Origin of the sequence: Micromonospora sp. NPDC049900, assembly GCF_044461025.1 — a bacterium.
Lineage (GTDB): Bacteria > Actinomycetota > Actinomycetes > Mycobacteriales > Micromonosporaceae > Micromonospora.
Genome location: NZ_JBITKM010000003.1, coordinates 516,439 through 535,536 on the forward strand (window position 1 = coordinate 516,439; position 19,098 = coordinate 535,536).

Consider the following 19,098-nt stretch of genomic DNA (forward strand, 5'->3'; position numbering starts at 1 on the left):
ATGGCCGTTCCGGGCCGATTCGTGCTCACCGGCGCGATGACCCAGCAGGAGCACCCCCTCGCCCGGGCGGTCGCGGTCGCCACCCCGACGCCGGACGACGGCACGCTGGTCTACCTGATCGAGGAGACGCCGCGCTCCGCCGCCGGCCTGAACTACCTGCGTGTACAGCCGTTCCCCGATGCCCTGGTGCTGGTGCCGTGGGAGCTCGACCGCTGGGCCACCGGGGGGCAGCCGCTTCCGGACGACCCGGAGGGCCTCGGTCGCCTCGCCGACCTCTACCGCCTCCAGGTGCAGGTGCCGGTGGGTGAGGCGCGTGGACCGCAACTGGTGCCGGTCGACGCGCACGGCCGGGAGGCGTCCTGGGACGACGCCACGTCGGTACGGGTGCTGCCGTGGTCACACGTGGCCGGGCGGGCAGGGCTGCAGAGTGCGTACGGACGGATCAGGGCCGGGGAGAAGCCGGGCCGCCAGCGGGTCGACGCCCTGTTGGCGGACCTGGCGGAGATCCAACTGGCGCTGCGGGACACGATTCCGCCCGGGAGCCTGGCCGCTGCCGTGCACCTGGCCCGGGCGGGCAACGAGGCCGACGCGGAGACCCTGGCCCGGAAGGTGCTGCCGGTCGCCGCCTCGGACCTGCCGGATCTGGTCGGCGGCACCGCACAGCCGATCGCCGCCGACGTGCTCCTCGATGCCCTGCGCAACACCCCGGACTCGGCTGCGCTGGTGTCGTTCCTGGCACCCAACGGCGGGCCGACGGTGGCGTGGCTGCTGCCGGATGGCGAGGACGTGCTCTGGATCGGGTCGCCTGAGTCGGACGGAGCGCCGATCGTCACCCGGGTCACCGACGACTGGCGGATGGTGGCGCTGCGCGACGGTGCCACCACGGTGGTGCTGCTCGACGCGGACCATCGGCCGGTCGGCGTGGACGTCGACACCTCGCCCGCACCTGCCCTGTCCGGCGACACTGTCGAAGAGTGGGCGGATCACCCGCCGGTGATCGCCCAGCGTTCCACAGAGGTGGAGGCGCGCCTGGCCGAGATGCGGCGCGTATTCATCGAGACGGGCACCGAGCTCCGGGAGTTGCGCTCCGCGCCGAGCGCCGTCGACCGGGGCCGCGACGCCGAGGAATCGACGACCTCCGCCGGGGCTGCCGATGTGGCGGCACGGGAGTGGGAGATCGCTGCCGAGGTCGATCGTCAGCGGACGCGAATCGCCGAGCTGACCAAGATCACTGAGCACGAGCCGATCGAGGAGACGCCGGACGGCGTTCTGCACGGCCACGTCTGGGTACGGCAGGCGGTGCAGGGCCGCACCGGATACGTCCGGATCCCGGTGGTCGTCGACGAGGCGGGGGTGCACAGCATCCACCCGGGCACGGGCGAGATGACCGGTGACCTTCGCCTGGTCGACGGCGAGTGGATGCCCAGGGTGCTCGGCGGCGCGCCCGGCTCGTCGCAGCGACGGGTTGGTTCGTCGTCAACCCGGCAGGGCGGTTCCGGCTCGTCGTCAGCTCGGCGTAGCGGGCCTGGATCATCGTCGGCGGCAAGGACGGCCGCGTCCGGTTCGACAGGTGCTCCCGTCATCGTGGTGCCCCCCGGTTACACCGAGCAGGACCTGCGGCGGAACTGGCCCGACCGGTATGTCGAGCGCCGACGGTCGGGCTGGGAGACGGAGACGCTCTGGGCCTCCGTGCCGATCCCGCCGGAGCTTGCCTTCACCACCGGTTTGCAGCAGCGCGTACACGACGGCCCGGACGGCGTCATGCCGGTGTTCGACGGTGTAGCGGGCATGGCGAACGGCCTGGTGGGCTTCGGGGTCGACCGGTTGCACCGGATGCCCGCCGACGGCGAGATGGTGTACGCGGTCATGGCGCCCGGTGGTATCGACGTGAGGAGGAGCCCGGCCACGGCAGCGGCACCGCCGACGGCACCCGACGTCCTGGGGCAGTTCCCGGGGAGCACCGTTGTCGCCGGATGGCTGGTCTCGGTGAACCCCGGCACCGGGCAGATCATCCTGGGACCGGTGGCGCCGAACCCCCATCTGGCGGTGTTCCGGCGGAGCGCGAACGGGTCCGCGGAACCGGTATCCCCACCCGAGCTGGCGCGTCTGGACGGTGCGCTCGCTGCCCGACTCGCCAACCTCGCGAGAGAACGCAGCACGACCCTCGTGCGTGGGGGCGGAGAGTGGAAGCCGAGTACGGCCGTCGAGGACTACGGGCTGTTGCAGGCGAGGAGCCCGGCCTACTGGGCGGAACTGCGTCGTCAGGCCCGGGTGGACTACCCGGCGCTGGGCGGCGGGCACGGGCCGAGCCGTGCCTGGCAGGAGAAGAGCGACCTGCTCTTCCAGTACCTCAGCGTCGGTACCCGCGGCATCCCGTCGGCCGGTACGACTGTCATGGACCAGGAGGAGAAGCCCTACGTAGCAGCGGCGTTCGACGGCGGACGATGGGCCATGGAGGTGGTCGAGTCACGCCCCGTCGACTACCGGCTCGCCACCTTCGTGCACGAAGGAGTCCACGCCGAGCAGTACGCGTTGATGGGTCGGCTCGTCGCCGGTGCCACCAACGACCCTGAGGTCATGGACCACGTCACCGATAACGAGGGCGCGCGGCAGGCGCTGTGGGCACAGCCACTCGGTCGCGACGATCCACGCTATCCGTTGGCGCTGCGCACGTGGTGGCAGCACCACGCCGGACTCGATTCGGACATCGACCGCATGCGGGCCCGCGCGATGTCACTGGCCGAACGGAACGCGGACCAGGTGGTCAAGGCCAGGGGGATCCCGCAGTTCAGTCCGCTCGTACGCGAGCTGCTGGAGGCACGGATACCCGGCCTGGCGGCGCGTGACTTCGAACTGGGCGCCCTGGTGCTCCGGTCTGGTCTGGAAGGTCCGGCATACCGTGCAGGTCTGGAGTTCGAGACCGGCGGATCCGTGCGGGACTGGCGGGAGGACCCGACCGCCCTGGTGCCGCCGCTCTCGGGCTACCTGGCCGAGAGCGACGCCTCCGGGACACATCTGTGGCGTGTTCTCCATCAGCGGCAGGACCGCTTTGCACGTCTGGTGCATCACTCCCGTCCCACGATCGTGGTGGAGCTAGGTCGGGCCGGGAACGCGGCGGCGCGTCTTGCCGGAATCGTCTCCGCGCTGCCGGAGGACGCCCTGATCGAGGTGGTGACCTCCGACCCGTTGACGCCGACTCAGGCGGTGGAGCTGGCGGCGACTGTCGGCGCGGGTCAGATGCTGGCCGTCGCGGTCCCGACCGGTTTCCGCGTCGGCACCGACGATCCGCTGTTCGACCACTTCGTTCCACACTCGTGGTGGCACGCGCGCTCGATGAGCCTCTTCGCCGACTACTTCACGGTGCACACCACACCGCAACGGCCCGCGCTCCGACTCAACAAGTCCGTTGCGCCGCTCACCAATGTCGGGCGTGGGGTCTTCGTGCGGAAGCACGTGGCGGACTGGCAGATCAGGCCGGTGGGGCAGACGGTCTGGGTGCGTGCCGCCGACGGGGCCTCGGGGGCGGTGCCGGTGCCGGTGGAGCGCGATCTCGGCATGCCGAGGATCGTCGTCGGCGCACCCGACCGGGACACGCCGTGGGCGATCGTCCAGCTCGGACTCCTGCTGGCCGAGCAGCTTGCCGGAGTCGCCGACAGCCGCGGTGACCTGCGCCTCGTGCAGATCCACCGGCCCGTCCTCCAGCCACCCGACCTGGCGGATCTGACCTCTGGTCTGGCCGCCGGTCCGTGGACCGGACAACTTCTGGTCAGCGCCTTCGGTCAGCAGGGCGCCGGAGACACCGAGTTCGCGCACGTGTCGGACGTGGACGACTTCGACATCGACCCGTTCATGGTGACGGCCGCACTGGTGGGTGCCGTGGAGCAGGCACCGCAGGCGATGTCGCAGTCCCAACTCGTCGACGTGCTGACCGGCTTGGCCGCCAGGCTCGGCGTCGGCCGTGCGGAGTTGCTCGCGGTCGGCTTCGCCACGGCGTACGCCTTCGGTATCGGCCACGTCACCGTGCCGCGCCTGACCGTGACGAAGCGGGCTCTGCTGGCCCTGCCCGGTAAGCGGGCCGAGGATCCGATCGACCGCCGGCTCGTGGACGAGTTCCGCCGCCTGGTTCCCGACGGCGACGAACGGCGCGCCAAGCAGGGACTCACGCGACTTCTGGAGTGGCTCGGGCACCCGGGCACGACGTGGCCGCCTGCGGGGTTGACCGCCGAGAACGTGAGCCAGATCTTCGGTATGGACCGGAACTGGATCGACCGGTCGCTGTCGCAGCCGGACGGTACCGGTGTCTGGTGGCTGGGGCCGGCGGCGCAGCGGCAGCTCGTGGGTCCGGTCGAGGGCGCTCTCGTGCTCGCGTACGAGGCCGGGGCTGATCTCCTTCCGGTGGGGTTGCCGGTCCCCGGGGGCGCGGCGCTGCTGGTGCGGGTGGGTCAACTGATTCGGCGGCAGTTGCCCGAGGACGAGCGTGAAGCGCCGGTGCTCGTGGTGCCGGTGACCTCGGCGCCGGTCGAGAACGACTGGTTGCGGGCGGACCTGGCGGAGATCGAGGACCGGCTGGGCCTCGGGGTGACGATGGCCGAGCCGGTCGTCCTGAGGTCGGCTGTCGAGATCGACGGGGTTCCCGACGCGATGAGCCTCGACGAAGGCGGGGCCGGCTCGGCGCTCACGCAGTCGTCCGAGAACGCCGGTGAGGTCGCCTTGGCGGCGATGCGGCGGGATCTCATCGGGTGGGGTCAGCAACTGAGCCGACTCACCACGGCCGGGCCGAGCGGCAGCGCCGGCAGCGGGGAAGAGGTGGCGCGGGCCCAGGCGGAGATCGACCGGTTGCGGGAGCGCATCACCGAGCTGACCGAGGTCGTGGCGTACGGTCCGGTCACGGCGACGGGGAGTGGGCTTGTCGGTCGCGTCTCCGTGCGACAGTGGATGGCGGGCCGCTTCCAGCGGGTCGAGATCCCGGTGTTCATCGACGACTCCGGGGTGCACGGCCTGTACCCGGAGACCGGCGAGCTGACCGGTGACCTTCGCCTGGTCAACGGCGAGTGGATGCCCCGGGTGCTGGGCGGCGCGCCCGGCTCGTCGTCACGGCGGGATGGGTCGGGATCGCCTTCGGCGGACACGGCTGCGGCCGACTCAGCACCGGACGTTCCCGAAATCGTGGTGCCTTCGGGGTTCACCGAGAGGCAACTACGCAGCGAGTGGCCGGACTTGTTTGCCGAGAGCCGGCGGCGGGGCTGGAAGACGGAGACGCTCTGGGCTGCCGTGCCGATCCCGCCGGAGCTTGCCTTCACCATCGGCCTACAGGAACGGGTAGTCGACACTCCGGACGGCATCATGCCGGTGTTCGACGGCACTGCGGGCATGGCGGACGGGTGGGTGGGCTTCGGCGTCGACCGGTTGCACCGGATGCCCGCCGACGGCGAGATGGTGTACGCCGTGGTGGCGCACGGTGGCATCGACGTGAGGGAAAGCCGGGCCACCAAAGCGGCGTCACCGACCACCGCACCCGACGTATTGGGTCAGTTTGCGGGAGAGAACGTCATCGCCGGGTGGCGGGTCTCGGTGGACCCGGACACCGGTGAGGCCACCTTGCACAAGGTGGCGAGGAACCCCGGCTTCTCGGTGCGCGACAGGGGCGAGTACGTCCCCCGGGCATCCGATTCCGAGCTTGCCGAACTGGATCGTGCGCTGGCGACCATGGTCGGCGAACTCGCGACGGAACGTAGTGCGACCCTCGTCCGCGGGGGTGCGGAGTGGAAGCCGGGCAGGGTCGCCGCCGACTACGAGTTGCATCGAGCGGTGAACCGGGACTACTGGGCCGATCTGCGACGTCAGGCCCGGGAGGAGTACGACACCCTGGGTGCCGCGCGCGGCCAGACAGCAGCCTGGCAGCGTCAGACCGACCTGCTCTTCGCGCATCTCGGTACCGGCACCCCATACGGATTCTCGTCGGCCGTCACCCAAGTCAGGGACATGTCGGGCGAGGACAGCCATGCCGCCTTCCACGGCATGAGCTGGTCCATGTCGCTCCCGCGGCCGGAATCCGTCGACGAGAAGCTCCGGCTCTTCTCGCACGAGGGGCTCCATGCCGAGCAGCGGGTGCTGATGGGCCGGCTGGTGGCCGGCGCCACCAACGACCCCAGGGCCATGGATCAGATCACCTTGGCCGACCCCGTGCGCGACGATCTGTGGGACCAACCACTTTGGCGCGATGATCCGCGCTATCCGTTGGCATTGCACCTGTGGTGGCTGATGCGTCTGGGCCTCGACGAGGAACTCCACCGCGAGGCCGAGCAGGCAGTGACGCTGGCCGTCCGGAGCTCGGAACAGGCAGTCAGAGTCAGAAAGATCGAGCAGTTCAGTCCGTCCGTGCGGGAATTGCTGGAAGCGCGGAGGATCGGCCGGGCGGCACCTGCGTCCCTACTGCAAATGATGATCGTTCGGCTCGGTCTGGAAGGTCCGGCGTACCGTGCGAGTCTGGAGTTCCCGGCCGAGGGCTCCGTGCGGGACTGGGAGAAAGTCTCGTCCGCCCTGGTGCCGCTGATCTCCGGCTACCAGGCCCGGACGAGCGAGGTCGGCACACACCTGTGGCGGGAACGACAGGAGCCGCAGGACAGCGTCGCGCGACTGGTCCACCATTCCCGCCCGATCGTGGTGGCGGAGGTGGGCCGCGCCGAGAATGCACTGGCGCGTCTTGCCGGCATCGTGCCTCGACTGCCGGCGGACGCCCTGGTGGAGGTGGTGACCTCCAGCCCTCTGACGCTGGCGCAGGCCGTGGAACTGGCGGCGACGGTCGGCACGGGTCAGATGCTGGCTCTTCCCGTTTCGGCCGGCTTCCAGATCGATCCGGCCGATCCGCTGTTCGACCACTTCGTCCCGTACTCGCGGTGGCACACACAGTCGATGAGCCTCTTCGCCGACTACGTCACCGTGCACACGGAGCCGCGACGGCCCACGTTCCACCTCGGGGTCCCGGTCGCAGATCTGACCAATCTCGGGCGTGGTGTCTTCCACCGGCCGAACCAGGACGACTGGCGGATCAGGCCGGTGGGACGAACGCTCTGGGTACACGCCACCGATGAGCCGTCGGCGGCGGTGCCAGTGGCGGTGGAGCCCGATCGCGGCATGCCGAGGATCATCGTCGGCGCTCCCGACCGGGACACCCCGTGGGAGATCGCGCAGCTCGGACTGTTGCTGGCCGAGCGGCTCATGGCCATCCCGGACGGTCGCGTCGACCCGGATCTGGTGCAGATCCACCGGCCCGTCCTCGACCCACCCGAGTGGGTCGACCTGACCTCTGGTGACGCTGCCGAGCCATGGACGAGACAACTCCTGATCAACGCCTTCGGCGAGGGCGCCGTCGACGATTCGCAGCTCAAGCACAAATCGGGTGCTGGCGACTTCGACATCGACCCGTTCGTGCTGACGGCCGCCCTGGTGGACGCGGTGGAAGCGGCACCACAGGCGTTGTCGGAGGTCCAACTCGTCGAGGTGCTCGACGGCCTCGCCGCCAGGCTCGGCGTCACCCGTGCGGAACTGCTTCCGGTGGGCTTCGCCACGGCGTACGCCTTCGGTATCGGCCATGTCACCGTGCCACGCCTGGCCGTGGTTACGCGGGCCCTGCAGAACGTGAACGGCTATCGGTCCTACCTCGATTTCGGTGACGGATACCAGTCGAGCACGCCCTGGGCCACCGGGGGGCCGATCGAGAGCTGGCTCATCCGGGACTTCGAAGAACTGGTCACGGCGGGCGACGAGCGTCGCGCTAAGCAGGAGCTCGCCCGGCTCCTGGAATGGCTCGCCCATCCGGACACGACCTGGCCCGCCGAGGGACTGACCTCCGAGTACGTGCAGCAGGTCGTCGGTCAGGACACGAGCTGGGTCGACCAGGTGCTGTCGCGGCGTACGCCGGATGGCAGTGGGGTTTGGTGGTTGGGGCCGGTGGGCCAGCGGGACCTCGTCGCTCCGGTCGAGGGTGCGCTCGTGTTCGCGTACGAGGCCGATGCTGATCTTCTGCCGTTGGGGTTGTCGGTCCCGGGGGGTGCGGCGCTGCTGGTGCAGGTGGGTCAACTGGTGCGCCAGCAGCTACCAGTGAAGAAGCCGGACAATCCGGTCCTGTTCGTGCCGGTGACCTCTGCGCCAGCCGAGAGCGACCGGCTGCGGGCCGAGTTGACGGAGTGGGAGAACCGGCTGGGCTTCAGGGTGACGATGGCCGAGCCGGTCGTCGCCGCCGTGCCGGGTGATGCGGCTTCCGCTCCGGCGGACCCCGACGAGAGCGTGGCCGGCCCGGCGACCGGGCAGCAGCCCGAGGACGTCGGTCAGGTGCGCCTGGCCGCGATGCGGGGCCTTCTCATCCGGCGGGCGGAGGATCTGACGCGGCTGCGTGCGGACGGTGCGGGCGCTGACGTGCCGCATCAGGTTGCGCAGGTCCAGTCGGAGATCGACCGGTTGCGGGAGCGCATCACCGAACTGACCGCGATCGTGGCCCACGCCCCGGTGGCGGCATCGAACGGAGGACTTCGCGGTCGGGTCACGGTGCGGCAGTGGGTGGACGGCCGCATGGATCGGGTCGACATCCCGGTTACCTTCGACGACTCGGGAGTGCACGGCCTGCATCCGGAGACCGGTGAAGCGACCGGTGACCTCCGTCTGGTCAACGGTGAGTGGACGCGCCGGCTGTTGGGTGGTGCGCCCGGCTCGTCGGGGCGGCGCGCGGCGTCTGGGTCCGCGTCGGCACGGTCTGCGTCCAGATCTGCGCCGAGTGCGCCCACGGCCCCTTGGGTGCCGTCCGGGCTGACGGCCGAGGCTCTGCTGCGCAGTCGGCCCGACCTGTTTCGGGAGAGACTGCCGTCGGACTGGGCGACGCAGATTCTCTGGGCCTCCGTCGCGATACCCCCACAGTTGGGCTTCACCACAGGTCTACAGCGGCGGGTGAACCGCAGTGACGATCCGAATGACATGCAGTCGGTGTTCGACGGTGCCGAGGGCATGTCGAACGGGCTGGTGGCGTTCGGTGCAGGCCGGTTGCGCCGGATGCCAGCCGATGGTGAGACGGTGTACGCGGTCGTGGCGGACGGCGGTGTGGACGTCCGGAACAGCCCCGGGCTCGCGGGGGTGTCTCAGACCGGGCCCGACGTGCTGGGCCAGTTCGCTGGGGCGAATGTCGTCGCCGAGTGGCAGGTTGCGGTGGACTCGGAGACCGGCACGGTCGCACTGGGACCGGTGGTCGCGAATCCGTTCTTCGAGGTGCGGGACCAGGACGGGGAGCCGGTGACGCCTCCCGATCCGGACGGTCTGGACAGCGCTCTCTCCTCGATGCTCGGGGACCTGGCAGCGAAGCAGAGAATGACGCTCACTTTGGATGGTGGTCCGGAGTGGCGCCCGAGTATGACCGCAGGCGATCAGACGCTACGGACCACCGACCCGATGTACTGGGACGAACTGCGGCGCCACGCGCGAAGTCGCTATCGCACCCTGACCGGCCAGCGTGGGACGGATCGGCAGCAGCGCGCCTGGCAGGAGATGACCGACCATCTGACGACGACACTGAACCGCAATGCGGACAGAGCGGGTCGCATGCCTTCCATCGACTTCGTTCCGGAACCTTCCGGCAGCGAGTATGAGGGCAGCTTCTCTTCCTACGCGTGGTCGATGGCCCTACGGCTGGATCGCACCGTCGACGATGTGCACGAGACGTTCGTCCACGAGGGCGTGCATGCCGAGCAGTACATGCTGGCGGCTCGGCTGGCCGCAGGATGGAGCAACTCTCGCGAGGTGTTCCGGTTGGTCACCGATCGCAGCGATGTGTCGGAGAAGTGGTGGCGGCATCCGCTCTCGCCCGATGATCCGCGCTATGCCGTTGCGCTGGACGCCTGGTGGCATTTCAACGTCGATTTGACGGCGAACTATGGATCGATGTTCACGGTGGCGAAGCAGGCGGTGGGGGGAGGAGTTTTCTCGCTCGAGAAGGCGGACGCCCCTGGCTTCAGCCAGTCGGTGGCCGATCTGCTTCGGAGTCGGCTGTATCGGGACGCCTACTGGGCGAACGTGTTGCACATGCTTGTCTCCCACGTCGGAGTCGAGGCGCCGGCGTACCAGGCGGCGAGGATCTATGCAAGCGGCGGCTCGGTGCGGGACTGGCGTGCGGTCTCCGAGGCGAAGGTGCCGCGAATCTCCGGTTACCAGGCGGAGGGCAGCGCATCCGGGACGCATCTGTGGTCGGCCTCGCGTTCGCCGCGAGATGACGGCGAGCGATTCGCGCATCCCTCTCGTCCGATCGTGGTGGTGGAGATCGGTCGTGCCGCGACTGCTGCTGAGAAACTGACCGCTCTGGCGAGGCGGCTGCCGGAGACCGCAATGGTCGAGTTGGTGACCAGGGACCAGCTCACGCCGACACAGGCGGTGGAGCTGGCGGGACTTGTCGGGGCGGAGCGTGTCCTGGCGATTCGCGCCACACCGGATTTCTCGATCACCCCTGAAGAAATCCTCTTCGATCATTTCGTGCCGTACCTGTCGTGGCACAAGCAGTCGATGAGTCCCTTCGCCGATTACTACACCGTGCACCGTGACGCCCAATTCCCGAACATGCGGAATTTGCCCGGCATACCGCATCTGATCAATCTCGGCGGCGGCGTCTTCGAGCGTGAGCGCCAGCCGGACTGGCAGATCGTCACGGTGGGCGAGACGCTGTGGATCCGTCCTCCGGATTCCGCCGACACGGCGAGCCCGGTCGCGACGAATGCCGAAGACGGCCTACCGAGGATCGTCGTCGGCAGTCCGGACCGGGAGACGCCGTGGGCGGTGGTCCAGTTCGGCTACGCGTTTGCCGAATACCTGACCGGCAGAGTTGACGCCAGATCCGATGCGAGCCTCGTGCAGGTGCACTGGCCGGCAGCACGGCGACCCGAACTGAGTGAGATGCCGCAGGACGGGGGTGTGGCCCCCTGGGACGCTGATCTGCTCAGCATCGCCTTCGCCGACGAGCCCTATGCCTCCGAATATCGATACGAGTCGACACAATCCGATGTCGCTATCGACGAGTATCTGCTGACTGCGGCTCTCGTGGGGGCGGAGCAACCCCAGACGGACGGGCTGACGCGAGCGGAGATCGTCAACATTCTGCACCGGCTCGCCGGTCAGCTCGGGGTGACTCGCAGCGAGCTGCTGCCGATCGGCCACGTGACGGCGCTCGCGTACGGCATCGGTCATGTCACCGTGCCTCGACTGTTCGCCGTGACGCAAACCCTGCGCGCCCTGCCGCGGCTGGACGATGATCCGATCGGTCACTACGAGGTCTCGCAGCTCCGCGAGCTGGTGGACACCACAGACGAGCGCAAGATGAAGGAGCGGCTCGCCCGACTGATCGAGTGGAGCGAGGGTCTGGGACCGAGTTGGACTGCCAACGGCCTCACCGAGGACCTCGTCGAGTCGGCGGTCGATAGCGACGACATATGGATTGACGAGATGTTGTCCCGCCCCGGGCCGTCCCTCAGCGGCGGCGTGTGGTGGATCGGATCGGCTGTCCCCCCACGCCTGGTGGCTCCGGTCGCGGGGTCGCTCGTGGTCGCGTACGCGGCCGACAGCCGCCTGATGCCGGTGGAGCTGCCGGTGCCGGGCGGAGCCGCGTTGCTCGCGAAGTTGGTCAGGCGGCTGCGGCGTGAGGTTCCCCGTTCCGAGCGGCAGAAGCCGGTTCTGCTGGTACCGGTCACGGCCGGACCGGTACAGACCGACGTGTGGCGGTCCGGGCTGACCGAGCTCAGCGATCGGCTGTCTCTCGACGCGACGATGGCCGAGCCGGTCGTCCTGGATCCGACCGACGTCGACGTCGACGCGGCATTCGCGCAGATGAACCTGGACGAGACAGCGGCCACGGTGGGGCGGCCTTACGGTTGGCGAGCCCCGGACGAATCGATGTTTCCGGACTATCCGTCGGAGTGGACCGGCAGTCCGGTGGATCCCGATGAGGAGCCGGTATCGATCACCCCGCCGCCCGTTCCCGGCCGAACGAGCGGGGTCGAGGACGAACTGGTCGTGACCCGGGCGCAGGCACGGCTGGTCAGTTGGGCGGTGCCGGACCGGCTCGTCGAGCTGCGGCGGTTGGCCGACGAGGGCCGTCCGGGTGCCGGCGAGGCGCTGGCCGACCTGGAGAAGTACCGGGATGTGCTGGCGCGGGTCACCACGCCGACCCAGCAGCAGGACGGGAGCGCGCGGCGGGACGTCGCTGCGGTGGCGACCGCCTATCGTGTCGTGCACGACCGGCTGACGGCGTTGGCGTCGGCGTTGGACCTGCCGCATCTGGCGCCACCTGGCCCACCTTCCGTCGCGGCCGACGACGGCACCGTGCCGGTCGACGCGGTGCCCGTGCCAGCCTTCCCGGTGGAGCTGGTGCCACCCGGTTCCAAGAAGGCACCCGGTTCCAAGAAGGCACCTGGGTCCGAGGAGGCACCCGGGTCCGAGGAGGCAGCCGGTTCCAAGAAGGCACCCACGATCGCCGACCTGGTGGCCGACCCGGCGACGCGGGAGTGGCTGACCTCGAACACCATCCCACCCCACCAGGTCGCGCGCCTGGTGACCGGCGGACGTCTGCGCTTCGACCCGGGACAGGTCGACCAGGCGGTGCGGATGCTGGGCGCGGGGGCAGACGCCCGGCAACTGGTCGACCTGGTCGAGGTCCTCGGCACGGTGCCGCTGGACCTGCGGGAACGGTCCGAGGCGGCGGGGCTCGCCGGGCCCGGTCCGCTGTTCGGGGTGGTCCGTGAACTGGCGGTGTCCCCCGCGGACGTGGCGGTGCTCGGCGACGTGCTGGCCCGGGTGGCGGACGGCTCGTCCGAGGTCGATCCGGACAAGGGCACCTGGGTCGACCGGCTCCGGCCGGCACTGGCCGACGCGGGGGTCCGCACCAACAGCGACCTGGTGTGGCTGATGCGGCTGACCCGCCGGATGGACCTGGCCCCCGCCGACCGCAGGTGGTTGGGCGAGCTGCGCGACCTCGGGGTACCGCTGGAACTGCTGCACGAACTGCCCGACGAGTACGTCCGGGCGGCGCTGGACGGCCGGCGTCGGGCCGACACCGGTCTTGCGGGGCTGGTCGCCGACACCGGCCTCGGCGGCCCGGCCGCGGTGGAGGCGGCGGCCGAGCGACTCGGCGTACCCCCGGTCGACCTGGCCCTGGCCCTCGGCGACCGGCTGCGGGCGGCCGTGTCCGATGCTCCACCGCTGTCGGACGCGGGGCCGGACGACCTCCGGGAGCAGGGGCAGCAGGTCGCCGATCGCGTTCTGGCCCAGGTCGCGTCGACCGGACCCGGACTCGACCGGTGGGTGCGCTGGAGTGCGCGGCTCGGCTTCCCGGTGGACCGGCTCCGCCCGCTGGCCGAGATTCCGATGCTCGAAGGTCTCATCTGGGAGGCCCTGGGGGACGTGCCCGGGGGCCGGGTCGCCGAGGTTCTCGTCCCGTTGGTGCCGGAGGTGGCAGCCCCGGCGCCGATCGCTGCCCAGCACACCGCTGTGCCCACCCCGGACGAGTTGGCCGCGTGGTCGGCAAGACTCGGTGTGCCCGACTACTACCTGCGGCGGGTGCTGGTCATGCCCGGCGTCGACGGGCGAGCGCTGCCGGCGTTGGCCGACCGCCTCGCGTTGCCCCCGGACCAAGCCGCCGCACTGGTCCGGCTGGTCGAGGTAACCGGTCGGGTGTCGGCGGACGACCTGCTCATGTTCGCCCACCGGCTGGGCGTGCCAGAGGGTCCCTATCTGCTGGTCTGGCTCGCCAGCTACTGGGAGATCCATCCGCGCAGGCTGATGCCGTTGCGTCCGCTGTTCGCACGGATCGCGCAGATGCCCCGTCAGGGGCGACCGCCAATGCAGGAGATCGAGGAGCTGGTCGGTCGTTGGGCGGACCCGGGCCGCGCGGGCGCGGGGTACCACGCAGAGCCCGCTGCCGACCTCACGGACGGACTGCTGCTCGACCGGCACGACACCTTCGACAACGACGACCAGTTCCAGATGTGGCCCACCGCCGAGGAGACGGCGGCCAGCGTACGCGGGCCCCGGGCCGACACCCGGACCGCAACTGACAGCGACGACGACTCGGACCGCAGCTCGTCGTCCGAGTCGCACCGCTCACGTAGCCTCCTGTCCGACTTGGACGATGACGAGCAGCAGGTACAGCACACGAGCCTGGCCGCGCTCGTCTACAGCGGTCGCTCGACCTGGACCAGGGCGGACGGTGCCGGTCGGAGTCGCCGGAACGCCTCCGCACTGTTCTGGGCAGCCGGTCTCGGGTCAGGCCCGGAGGGGGCCGGGCTGGAGGTCCTGGACCGCCTCCGGACGTTCGTGCCGACGGCGGTCCGCGATCGTCGTGACAAGCTGCGTCGGTGGGCGGAGATCAGTTTCGTCGAGGCCGAGGAACTGTGGCAGGACACCGAGAAGGTCGCCGCCGACCCCGACCTCGGGACGCTGACCCGGCAGGCCACGATCGTCGCTTCGGCGGCGACGGCGGCAGTCCCCGCGCTGACCCGTGACATCACCTCACCCGACGTGGCGGAGGTGGTTCGGGGAGCCGTCCAGGCCACCGACGCTGTGGTCGACGCCGTACGCGCCTGGACCGAACGGCACCTCGACCGACCGATACCCTCGGCCGGAGACGATCCGGCACGGCCGGTGCGGGTGCCCGACCTGGTGCGGGCGCTGGCAACCAGCGGGGGGCGGACCCCGGTGCCCGCCGGTCGGGACGACCTGGCCGCGATGTTGACCGGGGTACGCGCACTGCTCCACGCGTTGACTCGGACGACCGAGGTGGGCCACGTCTATCGGACGGCTGCCATGGTGATCGAGGTGGCGGCCACGCACATCGCCCGTCTGGTGGTGGGAGCCGGCACCACCGCTCCGCCCGGGGCGGCGTTGATCGCGAACGCGGTCGCGGCCCAGGCGGTCGAGGCCGCTGCGCGGCTCACCGCCACCGTGGCGGCCTGGGACCTGCTGGCCGGTGGCCTCTCCGCGGCCGAACTGGCCGCAGCCGTGAGCGACGGTCAGGCGGAGGCCCGAAGCCGAGCGGAGACCGACGAGCGGAGCGCGGACATCGTCCTCGCCCCGACGTGGGCCACGCTCATCGACGTACCCGAGAGGGAGATCGAAGACGATAGATATCTTCGTCCCTGGTTGGACCACCTGGCAGTCCTCCAGACGGCTGACCGGATCCAGATGCCCCCCGCCGTGCTCTACGAGTACGCCCGGCGCAACGAGTACCTCTCCAAGCGTGTACCGGAGCTGCTGAGTACCTGGAACCTGGGACGGAAGCCCGAGGGCATCTACCGCCTGGCGAACGAGGAGTCGGTGCCGGTGCGGTTGCTCTCGCCGCTCCGGACCCTGCTGAACGCACGGACCCGGACCACCGATCCACGGCAGGTGAAGCGCTCCCTGGAACGCGTCGAGCTACCTGACCGGATCGCGAAGTCACCTCGGCGTCGGCTTGCCTTCCTCACCGACGTCGACGTGCGCACGACGGCCCTCGCCGAGCTCTCTCCCGGCCAACTCGAGGAGTGGGCTCACCGGTGGGAGGCCGACATCCTCGGCATGGACCCCGAGGATCTGGACGGCGCCGACGGGGTCTCGCTCCGGTCGCTTCTCGATCTCGTCGACCTGGTACGCCGCGAGTTCGCCGCACGGGAACCCGACGGCAACTGGGAACCACACGACATCGAGTCCCTGGCGGACGCGCTCGGACTGAGCAGGTACCTGGTCACCGGCCACAGTGTCCGGATGGGCCGGGTGCCGGTGGAGCTGGCGGCGAAACGCGACGGCGGCTACCTGTTCCTGCTCGCCAACGCACTCCGTGTGGACTCGCGTGAGGTGCCGAAGCCCGTCCGAACGCAGTTGACCGAAATGGTGGAGGGTTCGCGTTCGCTGCCCCGGCAGGTCGTGGTGGACCGGACGATCGCGCGGATCCGGGCGAAGGGGCAGAACCTGGCGCCCAGGGAGTCCCTCACCGGCAAACTGCTCCGGATCGGTGTGGCCTCGAACGACTTCGTACCGCGACACCTGGGACTCCTCGCGCAGCAGGCCGGTCTTTCCGCGATGGAGCTGGTCGAGACGGCATACCAGGCCGGCGAGGTCGACCTCTGGCTGACCGCCGACGCCATCGGACTGACGGCGGGCTCCCGTCCCGTACCCCAGGACCGGCCGGAGGCCGAGGTGCCCCGCATCACCGGCGACCTCGCGGTACTGCCACGCATGGTCAAGGAGTGGGTCGACTGGCTCGGCGGAATCGCCGCGGCGTCCCCACGCCTGTATCCGGCGATCACCGCACAGGCGCGGTGGGTCGGCTGGACGTTCGACGAACTGTCGGCGCTGCCCGCGGACGAACGGGCGAAGGTCCTTGAAGCCCTCGCGGCGTCCGCCACGGAGGCGGGGCTCATCGGGGACTACCACGACACCGTCTCGCGGCACGACCACGACGCCGAAGACCTGCTCCAGGCGCTGACCGGATTCGTCGACAGGGTCGCCGACGCTCGCATCGAGCTGCCGATGCCGCAATGGGCCGAGCTCTATTCCGGTGTGCGCGTGAACGTTCGCGTGCCACAACCGGTCGACGCTGACCTCGCTGCGTTCGCGGGTATCGAGACGCGGCGGGAATGGTTCCTCACCGATGAGCCCGACACCTGGAAGGAGATGGAGGAGGGCCTGCGTGCGCTCCAACGGGACGGGACCCGTGTCGCTGCCGCGACCGTCTTCGACTCCGACTTCTCCGAACCGGTCGCGCGGATCGCGGAACTGGACCTGACGCCACTGGCCGTCAGCGCGTTGCTCGCGGTGATCTTACGCCCGGGCGGCCTGACGAGGTACCCCGAGCTGCTGGGCTATCTGGGGTACGAGGTCGACCCGCACGACTCGACGCGACTGGATCGTCGGGTCAGCCGACCTGAGCCGATTCGCGTCGACCCGTTCTGGTCGATCGACCATCTGCCGACCGTTGCCGTCGTCATGGCGGCGGCGATCGCGCGCCTGCGGCAGCCGGGGCCCCTGGTCGCCGCTGCCCGCCCGACTACGACCCTCACCTGGTTCTTCGACGGCGAGGATCCCGCATTCGTCGGTGCCGACGAGCACCACCTGGTGCCGAAGGACGTGGGTGACGCACCCGGCAGCCTGGTCCGGGCCGTTCTCGACGGCGCCCGCGCCCAGGGGCTGCGGCTACCGTCGCAGGTGCGCGACGAGGACGACCTGATCCGGCACGTACGGCAGGTGGTCCAGGACGACCCGAGCAGGTTCCCGTTGCGGACCATCGGGGAACTGGTCGCCGAAGACCTCGACGACCGGGCGCTCCTCGGCCTGGCGGAGGCACTGCCGGTCACGTCGGAGAGACCTCTGGATTCGGCCGTCCTGCGGCGGAGGATCACCCAGTTGGTCAACGAGCGCGACCCGCGTCTACGGAGACTTCTCAGCACCGCCGTCGCCGTGCCGGGCAGCGGCGCGGCATGGGTACTGCGCCGCGTGGGTGGGAACGGCACCACGGGTGCCAGCCACCTCGCACACCTGTTGCCCGAGGCGATCGGCGACCCGGCCCTGTGGGACTCCGCGCTGATCGACGAGGTCATCGGTGCGATCGCCGTCGCGCTGGAAGTCGACCTGGTCGTGGTGGAGGACGAGGTTGCCCGCCGGTTCTCGGGCGGACGACACTCCACCCTCCACCTGCTCCGGGTCGAGCGGGACCTGTTCCGGGCCTACCACCCCGCCCCGGTGCCGGCCCAACTCACCGCGATCGAACCCGCGCACGTGATCTTCGGCGAGTACGACGCGGCCACCGACTCGGCGCGTCTGCCACTCGTGGTGACGGGGCTGGACGGCCGGCGCCTGAGCGACCTGACCGCCGACCTCACCGGCCAGGAACTGATCGACCGCTGGGCGCTCCATCCCGCCGGGGAATCACCGCCGCTGCTCCTGGTCATGGGCGGGGCCGCCGACGAGTCCGGCCCGCACGGTGCGCTCGCCCGCCGCTTCCGGGACCGTTTCGCCACCCCGGTGATCGCCAGCACCGTCGACATCATCCTGGGTGCCGACGGAAGGGTCTCGGCAGCCTCCGTGGTCCGCGCCCCGGACGGAACCGTCGACCACGCTCGGACGCAGCCCGGCGAGTTCCGCTACTTCCCGCCGGTCGGAGACGGGTCGGAGCCGCTCGGAGACGACCTCGCGGTGGGTGGGGACTCGCTCGGGCTGCGAATCGTGGTGAACCTCCCGATCCCCGACGTCGGGGTGACCGTCCTGGCGGCCCGACCCGATCGACCGCCGGCTCAACCGGATCGTACGACGGCTCAACCGGCCAACCCGTGGCTTACGAGCGCGTCGCGGGACCAGTTCGACGTCGTCGCCTCGGAGGCCGAGGAACCGACGGCCCAACCGACAAATCCGTGGCTCACGAGCGGTTCGCTGGACCAGTTCGACGTCGTCGCCCCGAAGGCCGAGGAAGCGCCGGTGCCGCACCGCTTGGTGGACGCGGCCCCCTCGGCTGAGTCGACGAGCGCCGGTCGCATCCGCCTCGGCGAGGTGCAGCGTGCCTTGGTCGACAGGGCGAAGGCATTCAGGAAGCTGAACGCCGACCGCGCGGCTCTTCAGCATGACGTCGACTCGGGAGAACTCACACTCACGGCAGTCGCTGCCCAGATGGCCGAGCTGTCGGACAAGATCGACCGCGCGCAGAAGGAGATCCGCAGCCTGCGGGAACGCGCGACCGAGCTGAGCGAGATCGTCCGGCACCAGCCGGTCGAGGCGACGCCGGAGGGCTTGACCAGCCACATCTGGGTCGAGCAGTCGGTGTCGGGCGCCGATCGGTGGCTGCTCGTGCCGGTGCTTATCGACGACACCGGCGTGCACGGCCGGCACCCGGAGACCGGTGAACGGACCGCCGACTACTTCCTGACCGCGAGCCGGCAGTGGCTGCCCCGCCTGCGCGGTGGCGCACCCGGTGCGATCCGTGACGCGTCCGTCGAGGCGCCGACCGCGAGCCGGACCGACACGGCACCGGCCGGGACGAGCGCGCCCCCGGCGGCGCCCGGCGTAGTGGCCGATGCCGGCCCGCTGCCACCCCGTGGGGCGGCTGGTGCC

The 19,098-nt window shown here is 70.3% G+C and carries 1 protein-coding gene (only partly in view); it reads left to right on the forward strand.

Annotated elements, in window-relative coordinates; all coding sequences use genetic code 11:
• Positions 1 to 19,098, forward strand: the 5' portion of a protein-coding gene (locus ACIBMZ_RS10385; RefSeq protein ID WP_396692279.1) for a hypothetical protein. It continues 8,961 nt past the right edge of the window; 19,098 of the gene's 28,059 nt are visible here — the first part of the coding sequence; the start codon lies at positions 1 to 3; its stop codon lies off the right edge, out of view.